This is a genomic window from Sphingomonas plantiphila, assembly GCF_046000505.1.
GTDB lineage: Bacteria > Pseudomonadota > Alphaproteobacteria > Sphingomonadales > Sphingomonadaceae > Sphingomonas > Sphingomonas plantiphila.
In genome coordinates this window covers 316656-340068 of sequence record NZ_JBELQC010000001.1, presented here as the reverse complement: position 1 = coordinate 340068, position 23413 = coordinate 316656, and the positions used below count along the sequence as shown (strand labels likewise).

At 65.2% G+C, this 23413-nt stretch carries 21 protein-coding genes; 9 read left to right on the top strand and 12 right to left on the bottom strand.

The genetic code is table 11. The annotated features are described in order from the left end of the window. Positions 1–107: 107 nt before the first annotated feature. From ABS767_RS01590 to ABS767_RS01570, 5 genes are all read right to left on the bottom strand, one after another. A complete protein-coding gene (locus tag ABS767_RS01590; protein ID WP_408076610.1) occupies positions 108–857 on the bottom strand; it encodes an HvfC/BufC family peptide modification chaperone in 750 nt (249 codons plus the stop codon). After that, positions 854–1684: an MNIO family bufferin maturase gene (gene bufB / locus ABS767_RS01585; protein WP_408076609.1), complete on the bottom strand. Its 831-nt coding sequence runs from the start codon at positions 1682–1684 to the stop codon at positions 854–856. Before bufB ends, ABS767_RS01590 begins: the two co-directional genes overlap by 4 nt. 60 nt (positions 1685–1744) lie before the next feature. Next, on the bottom strand, positions 1745–2011 hold the full coding sequence (bufA2, locus tag ABS767_RS01580; RefSeq protein ID WP_408076608.1) for a BufA2 family periplasmic bufferin-type metallophore: 267 nt from the start codon (positions 2009–2011) through the stop codon (positions 1745–1747). Positions 2012–2094: 83 nt separating this feature from the next. Then, the gene (locus ABS767_RS01575; RefSeq protein WP_408076607.1) at positions 2095–2736 is read right to left on the bottom strand and encodes a DUF1109 domain-containing protein; all 642 of its coding nucleotides are present in this window, start codon (positions 2734–2736) and stop codon (positions 2095–2097) included. After that, entirely contained in the window at positions 2733–3266 is a 534-nt protein-coding gene (locus ABS767_RS01570; RefSeq protein ID WP_408076606.1) for a sigma-70 family RNA polymerase sigma factor, read from the bottom strand. The genes ABS767_RS01575 and ABS767_RS01570 overlap by 4 nt, the downstream gene beginning before the upstream one ends. A gap of 211 nt (positions 3267–3477) precedes the next feature. Here ABS767_RS01570 and ABS767_RS01565 point away from each other — a divergent pair, with 211 nt between their 5' ends. Both ABS767_RS01565 and ABS767_RS01560 read left to right on the top strand, forming a co-directional pair. Next, positions 3478–3750 carry a BufA1 family periplasmic bufferin-type metallophore gene (locus tag ABS767_RS01565; RefSeq protein WP_408076605.1) on the top strand — a complete coding sequence of 91 codons (273 nt, stop codon included), beginning with the start codon at positions 3478–3480 and terminating at the stop codon, positions 3748–3750. Between the two features lie 53 nt (positions 3751–3803). Then, the gene (locus tag ABS767_RS01560) at positions 3804–4310 is read left to right on the top strand and encodes a DoxX family protein (RefSeq protein WP_408076604.1); all 507 of its coding nucleotides are present in this window, start codon (positions 3804–3806) and stop codon (positions 4308–4310) included. 141 nt (positions 4311–4451) lie between these two features. On the opposite strand, the gene ABS767_RS01555 is transcribed toward ABS767_RS01560, so the two are convergent. Continuing rightward, positions 4452–4973, bottom strand: a complete 522-nt coding sequence (locus ABS767_RS01555; RefSeq protein ID WP_408076603.1) for a phage tail protein — start codon at positions 4971–4973, stop codon at positions 4452–4454. A gap of 430 nt (positions 4974–5403) precedes the next feature. Here ABS767_RS01555 and ABS767_RS01550 point away from each other — a divergent pair, with 430 nt between their 5' ends. Further along, a complete protein-coding gene (locus ABS767_RS01550) occupies positions 5404–6297 on the top strand; it encodes an ABC transporter substrate-binding protein (protein ID WP_408076602.1) in 894 nt (297 codons plus the stop codon). Here the strand turns inward: ABS767_RS01550 and ABS767_RS01545 are convergent. Continuing rightward, entirely contained in the window at positions 6287–9106 is a 2820-nt protein-coding gene (locus ABS767_RS01545; RefSeq protein ID WP_408076601.1) for a TonB-dependent receptor, read from the bottom strand. The two genes, ABS767_RS01550 and ABS767_RS01545, sit on opposite strands and share 11 nt — an antisense overlap. 180 nt (positions 9107–9286) lie before the next feature. On the opposite strand from ABS767_RS01545, the gene ABS767_RS01540 reads away from it, so the two are divergent. Further along, a complete protein-coding gene (locus ABS767_RS01540) occupies positions 9287–9760 on the top strand; it encodes a YkgJ family cysteine cluster protein (RefSeq protein ID WP_408076600.1) in 474 nt (157 codons plus the stop codon). Between the two features lie 6 nt (positions 9761–9766). Here ABS767_RS01540 and ABS767_RS01535 read toward each other — a convergent pair whose 3' ends face one another. After that, positions 9767–12715 (bottom strand): TonB-dependent receptor, encoded by a 2949-nt coding sequence (locus tag ABS767_RS01535; RefSeq protein WP_408076599.1) that lies wholly within the window; start codon positions 12713–12715, stop codon positions 9767–9769. 213 nt (positions 12716–12928) lie between these two features. Between ABS767_RS01535 and ABS767_RS01530 the strand changes: the two genes are divergently transcribed. The 3 genes from ABS767_RS01530 (at position 12929) to ABS767_RS01520 (ending at position 18155) form a co-directional block, all read left to right on the top strand. Continuing rightward, entirely contained in the window at positions 12929–13957 is a 1029-nt protein-coding gene (locus ABS767_RS01530) for a 5-methyltetrahydropteroyltriglutamate--homocysteine methyltransferase (protein WP_408076598.1), read from the top strand. A gap of 95 nt (positions 13958–14052) precedes the next feature. Next, entirely contained in the window at positions 14053–15033 is a 981-nt protein-coding gene (locus ABS767_RS01525) for an ABC transporter substrate-binding protein (RefSeq protein WP_408076597.1), read from the top strand. A 227-nt stretch (positions 15034–15260) separates the two neighbouring features. Further along, positions 15261–18155, top strand: coding sequence for a TonB-dependent receptor plug domain-containing protein (locus ABS767_RS01520; RefSeq protein ID WP_408076596.1), 2895 nt, complete (start codon positions 15261–15263; stop codon positions 18153–18155). A gap of 82 nt (positions 18156–18237) precedes the next feature. Here the strand turns inward: ABS767_RS01520 and ABS767_RS01515 are convergent, their stop codons facing one another. Genes ABS767_RS01515 through ABS767_RS01505 form a run of 3 tightly spaced genes read right to left on the bottom strand, consistent with a single transcriptional unit; the run spans position 18238 to position 20859 of the window. Next, the gene (locus ABS767_RS01515) at positions 18238–18699 is read right to left on the bottom strand and encodes a hypothetical protein (RefSeq protein WP_408076595.1); all 462 of its coding nucleotides are present in this window, start codon (positions 18697–18699) and stop codon (positions 18238–18240) included. Then, positions 18696–19517 (bottom strand): amidohydrolase family protein, encoded by an 822-nt coding sequence (locus ABS767_RS01510; protein WP_408076594.1) that lies wholly within the window; start codon positions 19515–19517, stop codon positions 18696–18698. The genes ABS767_RS01515 and ABS767_RS01510 overlap by 4 nt, the downstream gene beginning before the upstream one ends. After that, on the bottom strand, positions 19507–20859 hold the full coding sequence (locus ABS767_RS01505; RefSeq protein WP_408076593.1) for an MFS transporter: 1353 nt from the start codon (positions 20857–20859) through the stop codon (positions 19507–19509). The genes ABS767_RS01510 and ABS767_RS01505 overlap by 11 nt, the downstream gene beginning before the upstream one ends. 219 nt (positions 20860–21078) lie before the next feature. Here ABS767_RS01505 and ABS767_RS01500 point away from each other — a divergent pair, with 219 nt between their 5' ends. Next, a complete protein-coding gene (locus ABS767_RS01500; RefSeq protein WP_408076592.1) occupies positions 21079–21606 on the top strand; it encodes a MarR family winged helix-turn-helix transcriptional regulator in 528 nt (175 codons plus the stop codon). 61 nt (positions 21607–21667) lie between these two features. Beyond that, positions 21668–22609, top strand: coding sequence for a VOC family protein (locus tag ABS767_RS01495; protein ID WP_408076591.1), 942 nt, complete (start codon positions 21668–21670; stop codon positions 22607–22609). A gap of 3 nt (positions 22610–22612) precedes the next feature. On the opposite strand, the gene ABS767_RS01490 is transcribed toward ABS767_RS01495, so the two are convergent. Then, complete coding sequence (locus tag ABS767_RS01490) at positions 22613–23410, bottom strand: IclR family transcriptional regulator (protein WP_408076590.1); 798 nt, start codon at positions 23408–23410, stop codon at positions 22613–22615. Positions 23411–23413 lie beyond the last annotated feature (3 nt).

Genomic DNA, 23413 nt, shown 5'->3' with positions numbered 1-23413 from the left:
CGACAAGGAAGAGTCCGCTACCAGCAGCGGCAGGAAATGGGTCGATTGCCGCCAGACCGGTTACGGAATGGACGAGGCCATAGCCGATACCGGTCGCAGCCTGGCGATCAATCCGATGCGTCCGCAATCAGCCCGTCCGCGATCCATGTTCCAAGATACGCTCCGGCGCGCGCGACCCCTTCGGCTTCGCCGAGTGCCAGCACCAACTGCTCGCACAGCCCGGCGAACGCCATTCCGCCGCGCGCGTGGAGCAGGGCCTGCATCTCGAGCTGATCGATCGCGCGGAAGCGGGATAGCTGTCCCTGTCGCCAGACCAGCAGCGCGCCCGGCTCCGTCAGGCATTCGGCAGCAGGGGGCACTGCGCCTTCGCTCAGCGCCGACCAGATCGCCGGCGCATTGCTGGTCAGCGCGCCGAGGTCGAGCGTCGGGGTGAAGGACAGGACGGCGCTGTCCCAGTCAACGGCGGTGATGTCGGCGGGCGTGATCGTGGCTGCATCGGGCGCGACAAAGGCCTCGCCCAGCGCGCATTCAAGCCAGGCCAGTTCCGCAACTTCGGGATCGGCGGGATAAAGATCGGAGAGGGTCGCGGGGAAATCGCGCGGATAGGCGTCGAGCGTCCAGGCGCTGGGGGGCACGCGATCGATATGCGTCGCCGCCGCCGCTTCGAACGCCGCCCCGCCGATCCAGTCGCGCGTGCGTTCGAAGCTTTCCGCGAGGCACGCGATCAACTGCGCACGGTAATTGTTGAGATGGATGCGCAGGCCGGGGGCGGCGTCCGCGCCCAGGTTCGCGGCGGCGGTTTCGCTTTCGGCGGTGAGCCAGGCGCGCATATCGCGCTGCATTGCGAGCAAAGTCATGCCGCAGCCATGAGTGTCCGTTCGCCGATCGCCCGCGCGGTGGCCAGTTCTGCGAGCAGTTCGTGCAGCGGCGGGATCGCGTCGTCGCGTTCGATCATCGTCGCCACCGGGCCCAGTCGGGGAAGGATGTGCGCGTACAGGTTCCAGACCGATGCCGGCACGGGCTGGTCATGCGTGTCGATGAGCAGCTCGGCGCCCTGGCTATGCCCGGCGAGATGGATCTGGCGGACACGGTTGGCGGGGATGCCATCGAGATAAGCGCGCGGATCGAAGCCGTGATTGGCGGCGCTTACGAACACGTTATTGACGTCGAGCAGCAGCCCGCAGCCGGTCCGTTCGCACATCGCGGCGATGAACTGCCACTCGGTCATGTCGGCACCGGCAAAGTCGATATAGGTCGAAGGGTTCTCGATCAGCATCGTGCGGCCGAGCACATCCTGCGCGCGCGCGATGTTTGCACAGACCAGATCGAGTGCCTCCTGCGTGTAGGGCAGGGGCAGCAGGTCGTGCGAATTGAACCCCTCGATCCGCGACCAGCTGAGATGATCCGACACGAACAGCGGGTCGATTTCATCGACCAGTGCGCGCAGCCGGGCGAGATAGGCGCCGTCGAGCCCGTCGGCCGAGCCGAGCGACATCGACACGCCGTGCAGCGCCACCGGATAGCGATCGCGGACGTCGCGCAAAATCTGGCGCGGTCGGCCGCCATCGACCATGAAATTCTCCGAGATCACCTCGAGGAAGTCGACCGCGATGCGGGTTTCGAGGACATCGGCATAATGCGGCTTGCGCAGGCCGAGGCCAAAGCTGCGGATGGTGCCGGTCATCGCTGGGTCCTTATCGATGTCCGGCCCGGCCGCTATCGGATGCGGCCGGGCCGGAGCGGCTCACTTCGGCTCGGTCGTGCTGCCGCCGGCTGCCTTGCAGGCGCGGACGGTCATTTCCTTGAAGCCCGTGCCCTTGCAGTCATTCAGGCCCCGGCAGTCGTTCGACGCGGTCTTGCAGTCCGACGTGCCCTTGCACGTGTTGACGCCATAGCAATGGACCTTGGCGCCGGTCGATTTGGCGGGAGCGGCATAGGTCGGCGTGGCGGTGCTCATCGCGATGACGGCGGCGGCGGAGGCGAAGCTGACGCCGGTGCTGAGGATGGTCATGTGGGGAAACTCCGTTTGGGTATGAGCCTGAATGGCTCCCCCAGTTCGCTCCGCCCGCCGCGCCGGTTACACGCGGTGAAAAATTACCAGCGCAGCAGCCGCGGCCCGATCAGCGCGCCGAGCGCCGTCGCGAGCAGGATGCCGAGCGAATACCAGGTCAGCACGAAGATCGCCGAAACCTCGGGACAATGGAGGCAATAGACCGTCGCCGCGAACGCCCCCGCCGCCAGCCCCGCCGCTGCGCCCGCCGCCCGCAACCGGGTGGGCGCCAGCCGCCGGAACGACCAGAGCAGCCCGGCGAAGATCGGCATCGCAAGGCCGAGCACCCGCCACGGGCATTGTTGCCAGCTATGTCCCAGCCACATCGCCAGCCATTCGGTCTGGGGCGTGCGGATCAGCTCGGTCGCGCCGACCGCTGCGAGCAGCACCGCGGGGATCGCGATCAGCCACAGCCCGCGCAGTCTTTGCGAGTCCGGCCGCGCCAGCTGCGCGGTCATGAACAGCGCCGCCAGCGACAGCGAGATCGTGTAGGCCCATTTCATCCAGAACGGGAAGCCCTGCATCGCCACGCCCAGATCGGGGCGCACGCCGAAGCGCAGCACGACCCAGGCGCCTGAAATCAGGGCACCCACGGCGAGCCCGAGCGCGATCCGCCGACCGACCGTGCCGCGCCGTACCGGCGCCACATCGGCGGAGAGGCTGTTGATGAGGTCGTCGGTATTCATCGCCGGCCTCCCTGAATTTTCGTCATCAATGTCTTCAGCCCGCGATGGACCGAAACCTTCGCGTCGGATTCGCTGATCCCGTCCGCGTTCGCAGCCTCCGCCATGCTCATGCCCTCGATCCGCGTCGCGCGGATCATCCGCGCCTGTTTGGGCGGCAGCGTCTCGAGCAGATCCTCGACATCCATGCGCGCGATCGACGACTCCTCGAATCCTTCGGCGATCAAAATCTCTTCCAGTCCCTCGATCGGCCGATACCGCCGGGTGCGGCGGAAATGGTCGATCATCTTGTAGCGCGCGATCGAGAACAGCCATGCCGTAAAGGGCCGGTCGCGGTCATAGGTGCCGCGGCGGGTGTGCACCGCGATCAGCGTTTCCTGCACCAGATCCTCGACATCGTCCTCGCCGCAGCGGCGCCGGCAAAAGGCGCGGAGCAACGGCGCCAGCAGGCGCAGCAAGGCGGCGTGGTCGACGGCGTTGCCGTCGAGCCCACCGATCATCAATCTGCGCAATTCTTCCTCGCTCGCTCGCATTCGCGCTCCCTGGAGGATGGTTCGTCGCGAGAGCGAAGATGGTTACAGCATCTGCACGCAGGGTCGCATGTTTTTGTCTGTAACCGTTCGGGCGGCCGCGCCGAACTGGCAGCGTGACCCGGCGTCAGCCCTCTCCCCCGGGACACCGCGCGGCTCCGCCTCCCCCTTGGCGGAGCCGCGCGCAGAGGGCGCAGCAATCGAAGGAAGACCCATGCGTTCGACTCATGCCACACTGGCCGCCACCCTCGCGCTCGCCGCAGCGGGCACGGCGTTCTCCACCGCCGCCTCGGCCGAGACCCCGATGGAAAAATGCTACGGCGTCAGCCTTGCCGGCAAGAATGACTGCAAGGCGGGTGCGGGCACAAGCTGCGCGGGCACGTCGAAGGTCGATTATCAGGGCAATGCCTGGAAGCTGGTCAAGGCCGGCACCTGCACGAGCATCAAGACCCCCAAGGGCTATGGCTCGCTGACCCCCAAGGCCTAAACCCGGTGCCGGAGCGTGTCGCCCGCGCTCCGGCTCCCCTTCTGGAGACGATCATGCTTGCCATCGCCGCGACCTGTCGCCGTATCGCCGACGGCGCCTCGGCGCTGATCCCCGATGCGTTCCTGCTGCTCATCGCGCGCCTCGGCATCGCGGGGGTGTTCTTCATGTCCGCCCGGACCAAGGTCGAGGGCTGGCTGACGATCACCGAGGGCACCTATGCGCTGTTCCGCACCGAATATGTGCTGCCGCTGATCCCGCCCGAGATCGCGGCGGTGGCGGCGACCTGGGCGGAGCATCTCTTTCCGATCCTGCTCGTCATCGGGCTGGCGACGCGCGTCTCCGCGCTCGCGCTGTTCATGATGACACTGACGATCCAGATCTTCGTCTATCCCGATGCGTGGCCGACTCATCTCAGCTGGGCAGCGATCCTGCTGCCATTGATGTGTCGTGGCGGGGGCGCATGGTCATTCGATCGCCTGCTGGACCGGCGACCCGTCAGTCCAGATGGCCTTGGGCGCACGAACCGCCGAGCGGCAGCGCGCACTTCGATTTCCCAATGATCTGCGTGCCGATAGCTTTCATGCCGGGTGCGCCGACTTGCCATATCGGCGAAATCGCTCTCCGCCGCCCGGTGGTGTCGCGAGCGGGTGGTTTCCCCGGCGATACCGCCCGGCCGCGATCGACCGGGCGGTCCGCATGGATCAGTTCCGCGAGGGGAAGATGCCGACCAGCGCGATGATGAAGTTCACCGCGAGATAGGGGCTGTGCAGATCGAAAGGCTGGTTGCCGCCGGCCATACCGATCGAGGTTGCTGCGAACGTCCGATCCTGGGCGGGAACGGGCGCGGTGTAGATCGGTGTGTTCGGCGTGAGGCCGAGCATGTTGCCTTGCGGCGTCGGCTTGTCCGCAGGAGCCAACTCACCGTGCATGGTATGATTGTGGGAGGGCATTTCGGCCACCGTGAGCGTGTGCGTCGGCGATCCGGCCATCTGGCCCAGTGCGACCGGCGGGAGGCCCGGCCCCGTTCCGGCATGCATCGGCACGCGTCCCTGAAGATTTGGGAGACCGAACGTGGTCTGGCCGTTACCCCCATAGGTCGTACCGAGGATCGCGAACAGCGCGGTATTCGACTGAATGCTCAGCAACTGCCCGTTGCAGAACGCCCAGCCGCGCGGGGCGAAATTGCCGCCGAACATCATGATCTGACCAACAAATGGTTCCATAATCGCTCTCCAGAAAATTGCGGGATTGAAATAATGATCGAAACGCGCGCTGACCGAGCGATTCACAAACTCGAATCGTGGTTTGTGGCTTATACGGGCCGCACAGCGTAATTTTCAAATAATTGTCTGTGTGAATCCAACTAGGATTTTCAGAGAGATGTGGCCCGTCGCTAGCAAAAAATCATGCGACGTTTGCCCATTGGGCGAGCCGGAGCGAAGCTCAGGCCGCACGCCCATTCGTTCGACATTGTCGAACAGCGTGTGCTATGAACATGGCAGGACGTGATAAAGGGTGATGGAGGCAGGTGTGGGCATGCGACCCCGCATGTGGACGCGCAGATCGGTCACTCGCGCATCGCTGGCGGGCGTGGGGGCGCTAGCCGCGGGATGCGTGCCGCATGGCCGAACATCCCGCGGCGCCGCAAACGCAGTGCTGCGGATCGCGGCACGCCCGGACGTGTTCGAAGTCGGTCCGATCCTTCACGCATCCAAAGCGCTGGGAGCGAACCGGATAATCGTATCCGGCGGCGGTGTTCCCAACCTGATCGCCGGACCGGTCGCGGGAGCGATCGACCGCTTCCCCGGCCGTGCGGATGCGGCCGGGCAAGCCGAGACGCAGCTCCTGCGCCTTTCGGTTGCCAATCCCGAGCTGCGTATCGTCATGACGGTGACCGAGGGCATCTACCGGATCGTCGCACGGCGGTCCGCCGGAATTGCCCGTATCGCCGATTTGGCAGGTCGGCGCGTGGGCATTTTCGAGCGGACCTCCGCCGCCTTCTTCCTGCACCGCATGCTCGAGCAGGCCGGACTGGGTGACGCCGACATCGTCCGCATTCCACTGCGGCCGCAGGACATGGCGAAGGCGATGGTCGAGCAGCGGGTCGATGCGATCGCGATCTGGGAGCCGGAGAGCGAACGGGCGGTGCGCGTGCTGGGTGAGGACGCCGTCACCTTTGCCGACCCCGATGTGTATCGCGAGTTCTACAATCTCAACACCACGACTGCCGTCCTGGCCGATCCAGCGCGGCGCGCGGCGCTGGTGCGGTACATGCGCGCGCTCGCCCACGCATGCCGGATCAGTGCTGAGCGCCCGGCCGAAATATGGCCGTTGGTCGCCGCCAGCGGCGGGTTTCCCGAGGACTTGGTGGCCGCGGGCTGGCCGCACCATCGCTTTCCGGCGACGCTGGCACCCGCTCTGCTCGACACGATGGTCGCAGAGGAGCGTTGGCTGGCGGCTCAGGACGGGCGCACGCCGCGCACCCGCCCGGAACTGGAGCGTCTGATCGACCGCTCCCTTCTGGTCGAGGCCGGGATCAGAAGCTGAAGCGAGCCCCCACGGTCATGAACCGACCGACGCGATCGTAGAACACCGACGAGGCATAGCTCGGCGCGGTGATCGCGTTCGGCGTGAGCGGCGGCTTCTGGTTGAGCAGATTGTCGATGCTGCCGAAAAGCTGGACGCCCGGCGTGATACGATAGGACGCGTTGAGGTCGACATAGGCGCGCGCCGGCACGTCATTGTCGTCGATATCCACCCCCTCGACGAAGCTGACGTTGAGGATGCCGCCGCCGACATAGCGGAGGGCGACACCGACAGATGCGCGATCGTCGCGATAGGTGGTGGAAAGGATCCCGCGCCATTCGGGGATGCCGCCCGCCGGGCCGATCGTGCCGGTGCTGCCGGTCTGGCCCGCATAGTCCACGGTGACACCGTTTACGGTGGTCGACAGTTCGGCGACATAATTGACCAGCGCGCGGGTCTCCAGCCGACCGGCGCCGAGGGGCATGGTATAGCTGGCTTCGACATCCACGCCGCTGCTTCTGGCGCCTGCGGCGTTGATAAGAGTGGCCTCGACCGCTTCGATAACATTGCCGTTGAACGTGATCGCGGCGCACAGATCAGTCTGATTGCGGATCAGGCAGCCATCGACGATCTGCTGTCCGGTCAGCGATGCGATCGCATTGTCGATATCGATCGAATAATAGTCGACCGCGAGCCGCAGGCCCGGCGCCCAGGAGGGTTGATACACCGCGCCGGCCGTGAAGGCTTTCGCCCGTTCCGGCGACAGGTCAGGATTGCCGCCGGTCAATTGCAGCGTGTTGCGGACGAGGTTTGTATCGGGGTTCGTGATGTTGTTGAAGAATTGCGACTGGCCGGAGAACAGCTCGTTGATGTTCGCCGCGCGGATGTCTCGCGAATAGGTGGCGCGCAGCCGCAGGTCGTCGAACGGCGTGTAGTTCGCGCCGACCTTCCACGTCGTCACGCTGCCGCTCGTCGAATAGTCGGTGACGCGGACAGCCCCGTTGATGTCGAGGTGCCTGCCGATCGCGGAGTCGCGCAGCAGCGGCACCACCGCCTCGGCGAAGGCTTCCTTGACGTCGAGTTCGCCACTCAGCGGTTGCGGGTTGACGGTCTTCCAGCGACGGCGCACCGAAACCTCGTCGACATCGGCGCGCACCGTTTCGGAGCGATATTCGGCGCCCACCGCCAGCGAGACCGTACCCGCCCAGGTATCGAAGACCGATCCTTCCAGGCTGACCGCATAGACATCCTGCCGCTGGCGAGCCATCAGCACCGCGGTGCCCTTATAGTAATCGAGCGCCGCCTGGCTGATCGATCCCGCGCCGAAGGGATTGACCGGGATGCATTCGCGGATGTTCCCATAGGGGTCCTGCGCGGCAGTGGGGTTGGGATTGTTCAGCAACGCGCGACAGATCGGTTGCCCGGTCGCCGGGTTGATGACGCTGTCGATCCCGAGAAAGAAGCGGTCCTCGTCGCGGTTGTTGCCGTCCTCGCGATAATAGTCGTTGCGGCTGAGCTGGACGAAGGCATTCCACTTCCAGTTCGCGCCGATCTTGCCGTCGACGCCGAAGCCGTAGCGCTGCACGGTGTTGTCGACGCTGTTGGTGAACGCGCCGTCCTCGCCGGCGACGCGGCCGATGCTGAACTGGGTGAGATTGTTGGCGATCAGGATGTCGCGGATCGTGGAGGGCAGGAAGGCATTGTCGCGGCGAATGACGAGATTGCCATTATCGGTCGCCGTCGTGCCGTCGGAGAAGATGTCGGCGCGCGATACCAGCGCGTCGGCATAGATGCTGATCGCGTCGCTGACATCGAAGGTGATGCGGCCATAGCCGGAGATGCGTTCGAGCACCGGGAGGATGTTGGACGTCGCCGCGAGCGAGGCGCCGTCGCCGCCGGACATGTACACGTTGCCGACGGTCGTGCCGTAATTGAACGGAAGCACGGTGCCCCCGGGTCCGAACTGGATGCCGCGCAGCGACGGGTGGCTGTTGCGTGCCGTGACGCCGCCGAACGTCATCTGCGAAAAGCGCGCATTGGGCAGGATCAGCTGGCGGGGTGCGCCGGGCGTGCCGGGATAGGCGGGGTTGGTGAGCACGGCATAGTCGCCCCGCGCCCAGGGGCGGCTGTCCTGCGCGAGTTGGCCGCTGTTGCGGAAATAATCGGCGGAGGCGACGACGTGCAGCCGTCCGTCGGCAAAGGCGCGCCCTGCGGTGAGCGAAGCGCCGGGGGTCTCGACATCGCCATAGGTCGACACGCCGTACTGGACATCGCCCTTGAACCCTTCGAAGCGGTTGTCGAGGACGATGTTGACGACCCCCGATACCGCGTCGGACCCGTAGGCGGCAGATGCGCCGCCCGTGACGATATCGATTCGCCGAATGAGCCCGACCGGGATCACGTTGATATCGATGCCTCCCGACGGGTCGGTGGCTGCGAAGCGGCGCCCGTCGACCAGCAGCAATGTACGATTCGGACCAAGTCCGCGCAGGTCGAGATTGCTGGCGCCAATCGGCTGGCTGGAGGTGCCCGTGTTCTGGTTCGCCTTGAGCGCTGGGATATCGGAGATCAGGTCGGCAAGGTTACGAACGCCCTTGTCCTGCAGCTCGAGCTCACTGACGGTGGTCACCGGCGTCGGTGCGGTGAAGCCGGAAATGCGCGTGCCGGTGATGGTGATCTCGCCAGGCGCCTCGGTCGCGTCCGCGGCTTCCGGCATAGCGGCGTCCTGCGCGACTGCCGGAGCCGCAAAGGCGAGCGCAACGGCGAGCGATGCGGTGGACGTCAGGCCGCTTATGGCATGACGAGTCGAATTCCGGCGAGCCTTGGTCATCGTTCCTCCCCCTGGATCGGCTCTCGCCGCTAACGCGCGATTTCTTGTCGAACCGCTTTTTGTGCGCAATAAAATTAGCTATCAACAAACTATATTCGCCAATGGCGAACAATCTAATGCCGATTGTGAGGGGATCGGATAGCAGGCGGGCATGAATGCGCGCGACACCGGAGCAGTAGAATGAAAGACCAAGTGTCCGACCAGAACGCAATTCCCTGCGACGGCTGCACCGAATGCTGCAAGACCGACCAGGTCATTCTGCGCCCGGAAGCCGGGGACGATCTGTCCTTTTACGATCTCGAATATATCGAAAGCGCGCTCTATCCCGGCCAGCGCGTTCCGGCGCTCAAGCGCGATCCGCGCACAGGCCATTGCGTCTATCTGCGCGAAAGCGGCTGTGCGATTCACGGCCGCGCACCTTGGACGTGCCGGCGGTTCCATTGTGCTCGCATGTTCAAGGCGCTGGGCCGCCTGTCGCGTGCCAAGCGCGACAGGCTATGGGCACGGGGAGACGTGCTGGAGGAGGCGATCGTCGAGCGCGGACGGGACCGATATGGCTACGCCGTCGAGCAAGGGCTCGACGGCGTGCTCGATACCGACATGCAGGTCGCGGCGTTCGAGCGGATTATCGCTTCGACGCCGCGACGCAGGTGACGTAGGTCAGAGCCGCAGGCGACCGCCGACCACGAAGAAGGTGCCGCGCCGGTCGAAGAATTGCGAGTTGGCGATCGTCGGCTGGGTGATGCCGTTGGGGGTCACCGGCGGGTAGGTGTTGAAGAGGTTTTCGACCCGGCCGTAAATCTCGACCGCCGAGGTCAGCTTGTACGCCGCCGACAGATCGACATAGCTGCGTCCGGAAACGGTGTTGTCGGCGATGTCGAGCACGGTGGTGTTGAACCGCGTATCGAACTTGCCGCCGTCGACATAGCGATAGCTGGCGCCCAGCCGGAGCCCCCCGATCGAATAGTTGGCGTCGATATTGACGCGCCATTCAGGCAGTCCCTGCGGCGGCGGCGAAATGCCGGCAAGACCGACATAGTCGTTGGTCACGCCGTTCGACGTGGTCGAGATTTCGGCGACATAGTTGGCGAGGCCGCGCAGGCTGAGCCGCCCGCCACCCAGATCGAAGCGATATTGCAGTTCGACATCGACGCCGCTGGTCTTGAGCGAATCCGCATTGAACGGAGTAACATTGACCTGGGTGATGATGCCGGTGACCGGATCGCGGATCACGCCCGCGCAGAATTCGGTCCGCCCTTCCTCACAGAAGTTGACGATGTTCTGTGGCGCCACGGTTGCGATCGCCCCGTTGATCTTGATCCGGTAATAATCGACCGAAGCGCTGAACCCGGGGAGGAAGCCGGGCTGGAACACCACGCCGCCGGTGAAGGTATCGGCTTTCTCCGGCTCCAGTGCGGGATTGCCGCTGGTGATCTGAACCGTCTGGCGCGAGATGTTGGTGCGCGGATCGATGATCGCATTGATCACCTGGTTGCCGCGCGAGAACAGCTCCCAGTTGTTCGGCGCGCGGATGTCGCGGGAGAGCGTTGCGCGAAAGCGGACATCGGGGATCGGCGAATAATTGGCGCCGACCTTCCACGTCGTGACGCCGCCGCTCAGTTCGTAGTCGGTATAGCGGATCGCGCCGTTGATATCGAGATTGTCGGCGAAGGGCGCGTCCTTCGCCAATGGGACGACGATCTCGGCATAGCCTTCCTTGACGTCGAACTCGCCGCTGAACGGCTGGGAATTGACCGACCGCCAGCGCCGCGCCGATGAATCGGGGTCGGAGGTCAGCGTGGTCTTTTCCCGGCGATATTCGGCGCCGACCGCGATCTTCACCTCGCCCGCCCACGTGGCGAAGGGGCTGCCCGACAGGTTCGCGGCGAACACGTCCTGATGCTGACTCGCGCGGGTGACCGATGTGCCGCGATAATAAGCGAGCGCGGCATCGCTGACCGCCCCCGCGCCGAACGGGTCGATCGGCACGCAGGAGCGGATATCGCCATAGGGATCCTGCGCCGCGGTCGGATTGGGATTGTTGAGCAGCGCACGGCAGATCGGCTGGTTGGTCGCCGGGTTGATCACGCTGTCCAGGCCCAGGAACCAGCGGGCGTTGATGCGGTTGTTGTAGCTCAGCTGCTCATAATCGTTGCGGCTGATCTGCCCCGACACGTCCCAGGTCCAGCCGTTGCCGAACCGTCCCTCGACCCCGAAGGTGAAGCGGCGGCTTTCGGTGCGGCTGTCGAACAGCGAATAGCCGTCCTCATAGTTCATCCGACCCATGGTGAAGCTGGTGATGCCCGCCGCGGTCATCGCGTTGCGCACCGACGTCGCGAGATACGCATTGTCGCTGCGGATGGTGATGCCGCCATTGTCCGGATTGGGCGTGAGGTCGGACAGCGTATCGACGCGCGAATACAGGAAGTCGGTGAAGAAGGTGACGCTGTCGCTCAGGTCGAAGCGGAGCCCGCCATAGCCGGTGATGCGTTCGATCTGCGGCATGATATTGCCGTCGTCGGTGACCTGTGCGCCGTCGCCGCCGGTCATGAAGGTGCCGCCGATATTGGTCCCGTAGGTAAAGGGGATCGGGTTGCCGTTGGCATCGAACTGCACGCCGCTGCCCGGTGCGAACCCGAGCCGCTGCGCGAGCGATGGGCCGGTGGCATTCGGGTTGCTGTTGGTGCGGGTAATGACGCCGCCGGCGGTCATCTGTGTGAAGCGGGCGTTATCGGAGATGATCAGGCGCGGCTGGCCATTGGTCGGGGTGTAGGCCGGGTTGGTGAGCAGAGCGGTCTGATTGTCGCCCCAGGGGCGCGCCGCCTGCGAGGTCTGGCCGCTGTTGCGCAGATAGTCGCCCGCGAAGGTCAGCTGTAGCCGGTCGTCGAGGAGCTTGGTCCCATAGGCGGCACTGACCGATGGGCGGCGATGGTCGTCATAGATCGTCTGGCCATAGGAGACGTCGAGCTTGAGCCCCTGGAGGTTCTTGTCGAGCACGAAGTTGACGACGCCCGCGACCGCGTCCGAGCCATAGGCAGCCGACGCGCCGCCGGTGACGATCTCGGCGGTGCTGATCAGCGAAACCGGAATGATATTGGTGTCGATCGTGCCGGCTGGGTCGGTGAAGGCCACGCGGCGGCCATCGATCAGCACCAGCGTGCGCTGGCTGCCGAGGCCACGCAGATCGGCGTTGGAAGCGCCGATCGGCTCGCTCGACTTGCCGATATTCTGGTTCACGCGCAGCTGGGGCACGTCGTCGAGCAGGTCGGCGACGGTACTCGCCGCCTTGAGCTCGATATCCTCGCTGCGCAGCGTGGTCAGGGGCGTGGGGGCGGTGAAGCCGCTGATGCGCGTGCCGGTGACGGTAATTGCTTCCACATCTTCGGGGGACTGCTGGGCCGGTGCGGATTCCTCCGGGACGGGCGCAGCCTCCTGCGCGTGTGCGAGACCGGGAACGAGCAGCGCTGGCATTCCGGCGAGCAGCGCGACCAGGGCGGTTGCGTGAAGCGGACGAGCCCGCGCGCGGGCACGGCGCGACAACGTCGCCAGCGGATCCTTTGCCCGCGCCGAACGCAGCATGCTGTGCTGCAGGATCGAATCGATTGCCATCAGTCCCCTCCATCGCATTATCTTTTGTATTTATCATATTGTGTTCGCTTATGACGAACAGTCCAATTCTTTATCGGCTGGACTTTGATAACAGGCCGGTATGCGACTGGAGCCGAATGTGCCTTCCCAGCATCGCTTATATTCGTCATTATCTAAAAGCATTCGTATTTGTGTAAGTGTGGCGGGCGCAGGTCTGCTCGGGAGAGGACGACGATGGACAAGCTGCTCCCCACCACGTTGGTGGGTTCCTATGCGATGCCCGAATGGCTGATCGATCGCGCGCGGCTGGCCGGGCGCTTTCCACCGCGGGTGCGCGCGCGCGAACTGTGGCGCCCGGCGGCGGAGTTTCTGGACGAGGCGCAGGACGACGCGACCATCGTCGCGATCCATATGCAGGAGCGCGCGGGGATCGACATCGTCACCGATGGCGAGATGCGGCGCGAAAGCTATTCGAACCGCTTCGCCACCGCGCTCGAGGGAGTGGATCTGGACAATCCCGGAACCGCGCTCGATCGCAGCGGCCATCCCAATCCGGTGCCGCGCATCACCGGCAAGATCAGGCGCAAGCATGCCGTGCAAGTGCGCGACGTGGAATTTCTGCGCCGCCATACCGATCGCAAGATCAAGATCACCGTGCCGGGCCCGTTCACAATGACCCAGCAGGCGCAGAATGATTTCTACGAGAGCGAGGAGGAACTCGCACTCGACTATGCCGCGGCGGTCAATGACGAGATTCGCGACCTGTTCGCGGCCGGCGCGGATATCGTCCAGATCGACGAACCCTATCTGCAGGCGCGGCCCGACAAGGCGCGCGCCTATGGCCCCGCCGCGATCGATCGCGCGCTGCGCAACGTCGACGGCGTGACCGCGCTGCACCTGTGCTTCGGCTATGCGGCAATCATCCATGGCGATCGGCCGCACGGCTATGACTATCTGGGCGAGCTCGCCGGGACGCGGGTCGACCAGATTTCGGTCGAGACCGCCCAGCCCAATCTCGATCCCGCCGAACTGCGCCCTCTGCGCAACAAGTACATCATGGTCGGCACGATCGACCTCAACGACCCTGCAGTCGAGACGCCAGAAACGGTCGCCGCGCGCATCCGTCGCGCGATGACCGAGGTGCCGGCCGAAAAGATCATCGTCGCCCCGGATTGCGGCTTCAAATATGTGTCACGCGACATCGCCTATGCGAAGATGGAGGCGATGGTGGCGGGGGCTGCACTGGTCCGCGACACGCTCTAGCCGGACCGGACCGCCGCGATGTCGCCCCCTCATATTGGCGGGCGTGGCGCAAGCGGGCGGTGTATTACCCTGGCTGACAAATAGGGGAGGACGGGATGGCGAATAGGCGGGACGCGGTCGCCGCATTGCTCGGGCTGCCCGCGCTATGGCTGGGTGGCTGCGCGCGCCGGGGCACACGCCCCGGGCCGCTCGCGGTGCGTGGCAGCACGGCGACACTGGAGATCGCGCCAGTGCTGCTTGCCGCACGCGACCATTATCCCGCGGGCGCGGAAGTGCGGAACGGCGGCATCGGCAATCTGGTCGGCGCGGCGCGGGTGGCAGGACTGGGGGACGAGGGACCCGCCGATGTCGCGACGCATGCGGAGACTCAGGCGTTGCGCTACTCGGTCGCCAATCCCGAACTCCGCATCATCCTGACGGTGACCGAGGGGCGCTATCGCATCATCGCGCGCCGCTCCGCGGGGATTGCCAGCCTGGCGGATCTCAAGGGCAAGCGGATCGCGACGCTCGCCAATACCTCGGCGGGGTTCTTTCTCGCGCGGATGCTCGCGCAGGCGAAGCTCGACTTTGCCGATATCGTGCCGGTCCGCATCTCGCCGATCGAGGGGATGGCCGATGCGCTCGCGCGGCGCGAGGTCGACGCGGTCGCGATCTGGGAGCCACATGCCGGCAACGCCGCCCGCGCATTGGGCGACGACCGCATCGAGTTTCCGGGCGACGGCGTCTATCGGGAGCTGTTCAACCTCAACACCACCGCCGCCAATCTCGCCGATCCGGTCAGGCGCGGGCGCATCGTCGCCTTCGTGCGCGCGATCATCGACGCGTCGGAGGCGATCGCGCGCGATGCAGGGCCGGCGCGCGAACTGGTCGCCGCGACCGGCGGCTTCACCGACGAAGAGGTGGCGCAGGCGTGGCCGACGCTTGCCTTCACTGCTGCGCTTCCGGGCGACCTGCTCGATATGCTGGAGGCTGAGGAGCGCTGGCTCGCCGTACAGGATGGTCGCGCATCCCGGTCTCGCGCGGCGCTGGCGACCCTGATCGATCCGGCGGTCCTGGCGGAGGCGCGCCAACGCTAGCTGATTGTATCAAAGCGAATACCGTTCGGCATTGTGATATTGTGGGTTGTCAGCCTGGCTTATCTGTCATAAACAATCGGCGTTCGTTAATTTAGAATAATCGTTGCCGGTCGCGTCCCTGTCGACGAATCGTCTACAGGAACGGCGCAATCGGCGGACCAGACGAAACAAACCGGTGGGAGAGCGGCGCAAAGCCGGCCCCATCCGCTGGGAGAGGGGAGGCCAACATGACAGGCTCAATCGATCGTCGTACCGCGTCGTGGCTGCATCGGATGCTGGCGTCGACGGCACTGACCGCAACTGCCATCGCCGCGCAGGCGGCAACGGCGCAGGAAGCGCCCGCCGCGCCGGAGGCCGAGACCGAGACCGCCGCGCGGCCCGCGGACGAGGTGATCATCACCGCATCGCGCACCGCGACCAATGGACTTCAGGCGCCGACCCCGACGCAGGTGGTGGGGGTCGAGGTGCTCGAGCGGCAGGCGGTAACCACCGTCATGGAAGTGCTCAACCAGAACCCGGCGTTCAAGGCGACCCGCTCGCCCGGCGCGAACGCGACCAATACCTCCAGCCCGGCGCAGGCGACCGCAGACCTGCGCGCGCTCGGCGGACAGCGGACGCTGGTGCTCGTCAACCAGTCGCGCGTCGTTCCGTTCGCTCCGGCCAGCAACCTGGGCGTGCCGACCACGACCGACCTCAACCTGTTTCCGACCAATATGATCGAGCGGGTCGAAGTGGTGACCGGCGGCGCATCGGCGCTGTACGGATCCGATGCCGTGTCGGGCGTCGTCAACATCATCATGAAGAAAAAGTTCAGCGGCGTCGAAGTCACCGGCCAGGCCGGTATCTCGCAGCGCGGGGACTATGCCACGCAGCGCATCGGCGCGATCGCAGGGACCAGCTTTGCCGATGGCCGCGGCAATGTCGTGATCAGCGCCGATTATTCGAACAATGAAGGGATGGGTGACATTTACAGCCGCGACTGGGGTCGCGACGAATATATGATCGTCAGCAACTCCCAGCGCACCGTGCCGGGCACGCCCGGCTTCGGGCAGCCAGCGCTGATCCTTTCGCCCAATGTGCACAACAGCCTGGGCGCGGGCGGGGTGATCATCAGCAATATCCCCGGCCTGACCAACATGACCTTCAACCCCGACGGGTCGATCCGCCCGTTCGACAAGGGGGAGATTTTCGGTGGGCAGGTGATGATCGGCGGCGAGGGTCAGTCGATCATCAAGGGCGTCGCGCAGATGCCCGACGTGCGCCGCTTCACTACCTATGGCAGCGTGTACTTCGATTTTTCGGACTCGGTGACCGGCTATATCGAGGGCGGCTTCTCGCGCTCGGTCGGCTTCCTCGACGGCATCGCGATCCGCCTCGCCAGCCAGGCGATTCGGCGCGACAACGTGTTCATCCCGACCGCGGTGCGCGCGCTGCTGCCGGCGACGACGCAGTCGTTCAACATCAGCCGCATCGCCTATGATCTCGGCAAGAACTACTACGAGATCACCAACGAGACCCCGCACGGCACGATCGGCCTCGAAGGCCGGCTGGGGGGCGGCTGGAAATGGGACGTGCACGCGTCCTATGGCGTGAACAACTATTCGTCGATCACGTACAATAACCCGGTGTCGGCGAATCTGGCATTTGCGATCGATGCGGTGGCCGACCCGGTGACGGGCGCGCCGGTATGTCGAGCGGTCCTGCAGGGCAATGCCGCGGCAGCAGGCTGCCAGCCGCTCAACCTGTTCGGCGAAGGCAATGCGAGCACGGCGGCGCGCGACTATATCACCGGGCAGGCGTGGTCGAAGGTGAAATACGACCAGTTCACGGCCGCCGCCAACATCGTCGGCGAACCCTTCTCGACCTGGGCAGGGCCAGTCGTGGTCGCGTTCGGCGGGGAATATCGCCGCGAAACATCATCGTTGACGGCAGATGAGGTAGGGTCGGCCAACGGGTTCCTGACCGCCGGTAACGCCGTCCCCTATAGCGGCGAGTTCAGCGTCAAGGAGGGCTATATCGAGGCGACCGCCCCGCTGGCCAAGGACATGCCCTTCCTCCACAGTCTCAGCCTCAACGGCGCGTTCCGCTACGCCGATTACAGCACGGTCGGCGGGCAGCAGGCGTGGAAGGTCGGGGGTACCTGGGAACCGGTCGAGGGGCTGAACGTCCGCGTCGCACGGTCGCGCGACATCCGCGCGCCCGCGATCAACGAATTGTTCAGCCCGGGCAGCAATGTGCGCAACAGCGTGTCGCTGGTGGTCGACGGCGTGACCAAGGCGGCAAACATTCCGCAGAACACCAGCCAGGGCAATCCCGATGTCGGGCCCGAATATGGCGACACGCTGACCGCCGGGATCGCCTATCGCGGAACCGGCGCGCTGCGCGGCTTCGGCATCTCGGTCGACTATTACAATATCAAGATCAAGGACGCGATCACCAACCTGTCGACGGTGAACATCGCCAATCTGTGCAGCAATGGCGACGCCTATTTCTGCAGCCTGTTCACCTATGGACCCGACACGTCGACCCCCGATCCCAACGACCGCATCCATACGGGGCTGGTCGCAGGATCGCTGAACGTCGGCGCGTTCGAACAGGAAGGGATCGACGTCACGCTGAACTACGGCACCAGCGCCGATTTCCTGGGCGATGGCGGCCGCTATTCGATGTCGGCGAGCGGGACCTACATCCTCAGCGCGATCGTCGATTCGGGCACCGGCGCCGCCAATGCCGTGGTTGATCGCGCGGGCGAGAATGGCTGGTCGAACCTGGGCTCGATCCCGCGCTTCCGCGGCAACCTGTCGCAGACGATCGGCACGCGCGCCTGGGAACTGACGCTGCAGACGATCTTCATCAGCGCCGGCAAGCAGGACGTGACGTACAACACGCTGCCGACCAACACGATCAACGATAACGATGTCCCGGCGGTGGCCTATCTCAACCTGTTCGGAAAGATCTTCGTGGGCGAGAACCGGCAGTACGAGATGTTCTGGGCGATCAACAACCTGCTCGACAAGGATCCGCCGCCGACCCCCTACACGATCCTCAACTTCCCGACGAACGGACAATATTACGACAAGGTCGGACGCAATTTCATGATCGGCGCCCGCGTGCGCTTCTGACCTACGTCACCGCAAAAAGGGGGAAGGGGCGTCCGTCGGATGCCCCTTTTTCGTCGCGCGAATTGAATCGTGGCTCGCCCGATCAGCCGCTGAAGTTCAGCTGTGCCCCGCCCTTGAACAGGTTGACCAGTTCGCGGCGGGTGCACAGCCAGCGCTGTTCGCCCTCGTCCCAGCGGAAGGTTTCGGTGGCGCGGCTGATGCGGGTGGGCGCGGTGCTTTCCTGCGGCGCGGCGCCGTCGGCGGCCCAGAGCAGCATGTACCAGTTGGCAACGGCGCCGCCCTGATCGTCGAACTCCGCGCGGAAATTGCTGTAGGCATGGACCGCCACGCGCTCGCCGCGATCCTCGCGCCAGCTGTAGAAGCCCTGGATCGCTTGACGGCCCTCGAGATTGAGCCGGCCCGAGCTGTAGACACCTTCGGGCGCATAATAGTCGCCCGCGTTGCGGCCCCAGTTGGTGTCGACGTCGTGCCAGAAATCGGCGAGCCCCATTTCGAGTTCGGCGGTGGCGGCGGCGCGCTCGCGGCGTGTCATCGGGCGGGTCATGCGGAGCTTTCCTTATCGAAGAACAGGGCGAGTGCGGTCCGATCGATCGCGGCCCGCATGGCGGGATCTGGAACGAGCCGGCGGTACAGAACGATCGTGTCGGCGAAGCGCGTATCGCCCTCGTGGTTCACGAAGGGCGCGTCGCTGCCCCATAGCAGGCGCTGTGCGCCGGCATGGGCGAGCAGGCGGCCGGTGACTTCGGCTGCGATCTCGAACGGCATGCGAAACCCGGCCGACAGCTTGACCCAAGTGCGCCCGCGGTCGATCGCGCGGCACAGCGCGTCGGTGGCCGCATGCCGCTCCATGGGGTCGCGCGCGGGCACCCCGAAATGGTCGATGACGAGATCGACCCCAGTCGCGTCGAGCGCGGGAAGCAGGTGCGGCAGGCTGACGCTGCGGCTGAGCAGTTCGACATGCAGTCCGCTGTCAGCGATGCGGCGCAGGAAGCCGCGCCAAGGATCGCTCTTCAGATCGGGGAGCTCGTCCACGCGACGCCAGGCGAGACGTACGCCGACAACACCGAGATCGGCCATCGCGCGCAATGTCTCGGCATCCGTTTCGGGCGGGACGATCACCGTTCCGCGCAGGCGGCGCGGGTCCGCGGCAAGCGCGGCAAGCGTATAGGCATTGCCGTCGTCGAACAGGCTCGCCGCCGCGATCACGCCATGCGCGATGCCGTACCGGTCGAGATCGGCGAGCCAGGCATCGACGCCATAATCGTAATCGGGCCGCGAATGCGCGTCCGCCGCAAACGGCATCGCGCGGGTGAAGACATGGGCGTGCGCGTCGACCGCGGGCGCCTGTCCCTCAGTGGCCATGACCGGCGCGCACCGGCTTGGGTGCGCCCTTGAGGCTCATCAGCCAAAAGGTGAAGATGCCGGCCGACGCCAGCGGAACGCCGAGCAGTGCAAAGATGGTGATCGCCCCGAACCCTTCGCCCAGCACGAACGCGCCGAACAGCGGCGCGAAGATCGATGCGACGCGCGCCGCGCCATAGGCCCAGCCGATGCCGGTCGCGCGACTGCGCGGCGGATAGAGCGCGGCCGCGAGCGCGGGGATGCTCGCCTGTCCGCCATGCTGGAACATCGCCATCAGCGCGACCGCGACGAACATGCCGATCGTCGGCGCGGTCAGGCCGATCAGCACCGAGAACGCGGCCGCAAGGATAAAGGTCGATCCCATTACCCGCTTGAACCCGAACCGGTCGATGAAGAAGCCGATCGTCAGCATGCCGATGAACCCGGCGACGGTGTTGACCCCGTTAATGAGTGCGACCTGCGACCAGGGGAGACCGACGACGTCCTTGAAGATCGTCGTCTTCCACACGCCCGCGGTAATGAACACGAAGCTGGAGATGGTAATCGCCCACATCAGAAAGGTTTTCACTCGCTGATCCGGGCCCAGCACGTCGGCGAACAGCACGGCACCCGCCGCGCGTTCGGGCTTGGGCGGGGCGACCAGCAGCACCGGCTCGTCGCGCGTCGGGTCCATGCGGCGCGCGAGCGTCTGGATCTTCGGATCGCCGGGGTTGCGCGCGGCGAGCGAGCGGAGCGATTCGGGGAGAAGGAAATAGATGAAGGGCAGCATGATCGTGGGCAGTGCCACGGCGATCCAGAAGCCCCCGCGCCAGCCGAACGGCTCCAGCACGAAGCCCTGCATCAGCGCGCCGAGCAGCGCGCCGATCATCGTGCCGCTGACGGTAATCGTGCTCATCGTCGAGCGCAGCCGCTGCGGCGCGGTTTCCGAGGCCAGCGAGACGAGGATCGGGATCATCGCCGTGCCGCAAAAGCCCGCGACGAAGCGGCAGATCGCGAACGGCACCAGCGAGGAGGTGAACAGGATTGCGCAGGCGCTGAGCGCCATGCCCGAATAGCAGAAGAACAACAACCGGGGCCGGCCAATGCGGTCGGCCAGGGGCGGGATGACGAAGGCGCCGACCAGCATCCCCACTTGCTGCGCGACCATCGCGGACGTGATCGCAGTGCGCGACACACCGAAATCGCGCGCCAGATCGGGCAGGACCCATCCGACGATATAGAGTTCATAGCCGTCGATCGCGGTGAGGACCGTGCAGAGGATCAGGATGGTGAGGTGAAAGCGGTTGAACTTGAGCCCGTCGAGGAAGCTGTCCACGTCGATCGCTCGGCCGGTCGTCGCCATCTCAATCCTCTCCCCGTGGAGCAGCTGGCAACGCCGCCCGTCTCGATAGTGAATATCATATGCCATTTGATATATGCAAACGACAAGATGAATTTGATGTAAGCTTGGCTTAGAATCATACACACGTCCAGAGCAGTTTCGGTATGAGCTTGAGGAGCCGGATTTCCCGCCCGCGAGCGGGGTGCTGGACAGGCGGTTGGGGATCGGACACTAAGTGGTATGGGGAAAGCGGTTCGCCCGGCATCCGGGGTCAATGCACATTCGATCCTCCACCTGGTCAAGCAGGTGCAGTACAAGGCCTATGTCCGGCTGGAGGCGGTGCTCAGTCCGTTCGACGTGACGGCGGTGCAGTTTCGTATCCTCACGACGCTATCGACCCGGCCCGACATGTCCTCCGCAGAGCTGGCGCGGCTGTACGACGTCAAGCCGCAGACGATGATCAAGCAGATCGCATTGCTCGAGGCCAAGGAGTTGATCGAACGGCGGGTAAGCGAAGCCAACAAGCGCTTGCTCGAGGTGCGACTGACCGAGACCGGCGCCGCAACGCTCAAGCAGTTGCAGAAGGATACCCGAGCTCTGGAGCGCCAGCTGCTGAGCCCGCTCGACGCGGCGGAGCAGGCCGAGCTGCGCGGCTATCTCGTGCGGCTGCTCGATTCGCTCAGCCTTGGTGGCGACGAGCCGGCAGACGGCGACGACATCGAAGAATTGACCCCCGAATATCGCCGCGCGGGCGTACAACGCCTGTAGCTGACACCCGGCCTTCTATTCGTTATCATTGAGCGCGATTCGTTCCTGTGGAATTGCGCGCATGCTGCTTCGGTCGCTTGGCTATATCGTGGTCGCGACCCGCGCGGATGAAGCGTGGGCGGAGTTCGCCACCCGATTGCTCGGTATGCAGATCGCGGATCAGCACGCACACGGCTTTTCATTGCGGACCGATGCGCGCGCGGGTCGCCTGTTCGTCGAGCGCGGAAGTGCCGACCGGGTCAGCGCGATGGGCTGGGAGGTCGCCGATGGGGAGGCGCTGGCGACGCTGGCGAAGCGGCTCGTCAATGCGGGATGCGACGTGCGGGCCGGGAGTGCGCTGGAAGCTGAGCAGCGCCGGGTCGCCGCGCTGATCGTCACCCACGATCCGGCAGGCAATCGGGTCGAACTCTTTCACGGGGCGATCGATGCCCCGGCGCCCTTCAGGGCTGGCCGTGCGATCAGCGGGTTTCGCACCGGCGCACTGGGACTCGGTCATGTCGTGCTGACAGCACGGTCGCTGGATACCCTGCTTCCCTTCTACACTGACCTGCTCGGCTTTCGGCTGAGCGACTATGCGCTGCGGCCGTTCAGGGCCTCTTTCTTCCACCTCAACAGCCGGCACCACAGCTTCGCCGCGATCGAGACCGGGGTGGACGGGTTCCACCACCTGATGGTCGAGTTGCAGTCGCTCGACGATGTCGGCCAGGGTTATGACCTGGCGCAATTGGAGGAGCAGCGGGTCGCCGTGACGCTGGGGCGTCATTCGAACGACCATATGACTTCCTTCTATGCGCGCACGCCATCGGGGTTCATGGTCGAATATGGCTGGGGCGGTCGATCGATCGATCCGGCGCGCTGGGAGCCGTTCGAATGCGTTCACGGGCCCAGCCTATGGGGCCATGAGCGATCGTGGCTCGACGCCGAGAAGCGGGCCGAAGCGCTTCGGTTGCGGCTCGACGCCGCAGACCAGGGCGTGCGAGCGCCCGACTTCGTGGCCGAGTAAGCGCTACGCGTCTTCGTGCGTGCCGAACGCGCCCATCCGTTCGGACACGCTGTGCGTCGCCTTTAGCAGCAGCTTGACGAATTCCTTCTGGCGCGTGCGGCTCATATATTCGCTCGGGCCGAGGATGGTCAGCGATGCGGCGATCTGGTTGCTGTAATCGAAGATCGGCGCGGCGATGCCGGCGAAGTTGCGGTTCAGGTTGCCGACGGTGGAGGCGTAACCGAGCTTGTGGACCTGTTCGACACTCTCCGCGATCTCGGGATCGGAGGGCGTGCGCGGATTGCGTTCGGCCTCATAGGCGGCGAGCGCGGCGAGGGCACGATCGGTTTCGTAGTTCGGCAGATGTGCGAGGAAGACGAGGCCCGTAGCGCTGGTCGTGAGCGGCAGGATATAGCCGAGACGCAACGAGAAGGCGCCCTGGAGCGTCCCGTCCGCCTTGGCGACGATGCACGGGCCGCGGTCGCCCCATAGCGAAAGATAGACCGCGCAATCGGTCTTGTCGCGAAGGTCGGTCAGCGCCTCGGCCGCGAGCGAGACGACATCGAGCTGGCGGACCGCAGCGAGGCCGAGCTGGATCGCGAAGGAGCCTAGGCCGTAATGGCCGTTCTGCGGATCCTGAAACGCCATGTTCTCGCGCACGAAGCTGACGAGGTAGAGATGCACCTTGCTGGGCGGCATGCCGGCGCGCGCGGCGATTTCGCGCAGCGGCAGCGGCCCTTCGGCCATGCGCAGCACGCGCAGCACGCGAAACCCGACCTCGATCGACTGGACCCGCCGCCGGGATTGCTCTGTATCTGCCATCGG

Bases quoted from the DNA above. Each gene is read 5' to 3' on its own strand.
- ABS767_RS01590 (WP_408076610.1), bottom strand. From the start codon at position 857: ATGACTTTGCTCGCAATGCAGCGCGATATGCGCGCCTGGCTCACCGCC.
- bufB (WP_408076609.1), bottom strand. From the start codon at position 1,684: ATGACCGGCACCATCCGCAGCTTTGGCCTCGGCCTGCGCAAGCCGCAT.
- bufA2 (WP_408076608.1), bottom strand. From the start codon at position 2,011: ATGACCATCCTCAGCACCGGCGTCAGCTTCGCCTCCGCCGCCGCCGTC.
- ABS767_RS01575 (WP_408076607.1), bottom strand. From the start codon at position 2,736: ATGAATACCGACGACCTCATCAACAGCCTCTCCGCCGATGTGGCGCCG.
- ABS767_RS01570 (WP_408076606.1), bottom strand. From the start codon at position 3,266: ATGCGAGCGAGCGAGGAAGAATTGCGCAGATTGATGATCGGTGGGCTC.
- ABS767_RS01565 (WP_408076605.1), top strand. From the start codon at position 3,478: ATGCGTTCGACTCATGCCACACTGGCCGCCACCCTCGCGCTCGCCGCA.
- ABS767_RS01560 (WP_408076604.1), top strand. From the start codon at position 3,804: ATGCTTGCCATCGCCGCGACCTGTCGCCGTATCGCCGACGGCGCCTCG.
- ABS767_RS01555 (WP_408076603.1), bottom strand. From the start codon at position 4,973: ATGGAACCATTTGTTGGTCAGATCATGATGTTCGGCGGCAATTTCGCC.
- ABS767_RS01545 (WP_408076601.1), bottom strand. From the start codon at position 9,106: ATGACCAAGGCTCGCCGGAATTCGACTCGTCATGCCATAAGCGGCCTG.
- ABS767_RS01540 (WP_408076600.1), top strand. From the start codon at position 9,287: ATGAAAGACCAAGTGTCCGACCAGAACGCAATTCCCTGCGACGGCTGC.
- ABS767_RS01535 (WP_408076599.1), bottom strand. From the start codon at position 12,715: ATGGCAATCGATTCGATCCTGCAGCACAGCATGCTGCGTTCGGCGCGG.
- ABS767_RS01530 (WP_408076598.1), top strand. From the start codon at position 12,929: ATGGACAAGCTGCTCCCCACCACGTTGGTGGGTTCCTATGCGATGCCC.
- ABS767_RS01525 (WP_408076597.1), top strand. From the start codon at position 14,053: ATGGCGAATAGGCGGGACGCGGTCGCCGCATTGCTCGGGCTGCCCGCG.
- ABS767_RS01520 (WP_408076596.1), top strand. From the start codon at position 15,261: ATGACAGGCTCAATCGATCGTCGTACCGCGTCGTGGCTGCATCGGATG.
- ABS767_RS01515 (WP_408076595.1), bottom strand. From the start codon at position 18,699: ATGACCCGCCCGATGACACGCCGCGAGCGCGCCGCCGCCACCGCCGAA.
- ABS767_RS01510 (WP_408076594.1), bottom strand. From the start codon at position 19,517: ATGGCCACTGAGGGACAGGCGCCCGCGGTCGACGCGCACGCCCATGTC.
- ABS767_RS01505 (WP_408076593.1), bottom strand. From the start codon at position 20,859: ATGGCGACGACCGGCCGAGCGATCGACGTGGACAGCTTCCTCGACGGG.
- ABS767_RS01500 (WP_408076592.1), top strand. From the start codon at position 21,079: ATGGGGAAAGCGGTTCGCCCGGCATCCGGGGTCAATGCACATTCGATC.
- ABS767_RS01495 (WP_408076591.1), top strand. From the start codon at position 21,668: ATGCTGCTTCGGTCGCTTGGCTATATCGTGGTCGCGACCCGCGCGGAT.
- ABS767_RS01490 (WP_408076590.1), bottom strand. From the start codon at position 23,410: ATGGCAGATACAGAGCAATCCCGGCGGCGGGTCCAGTCGATCGAGGTC.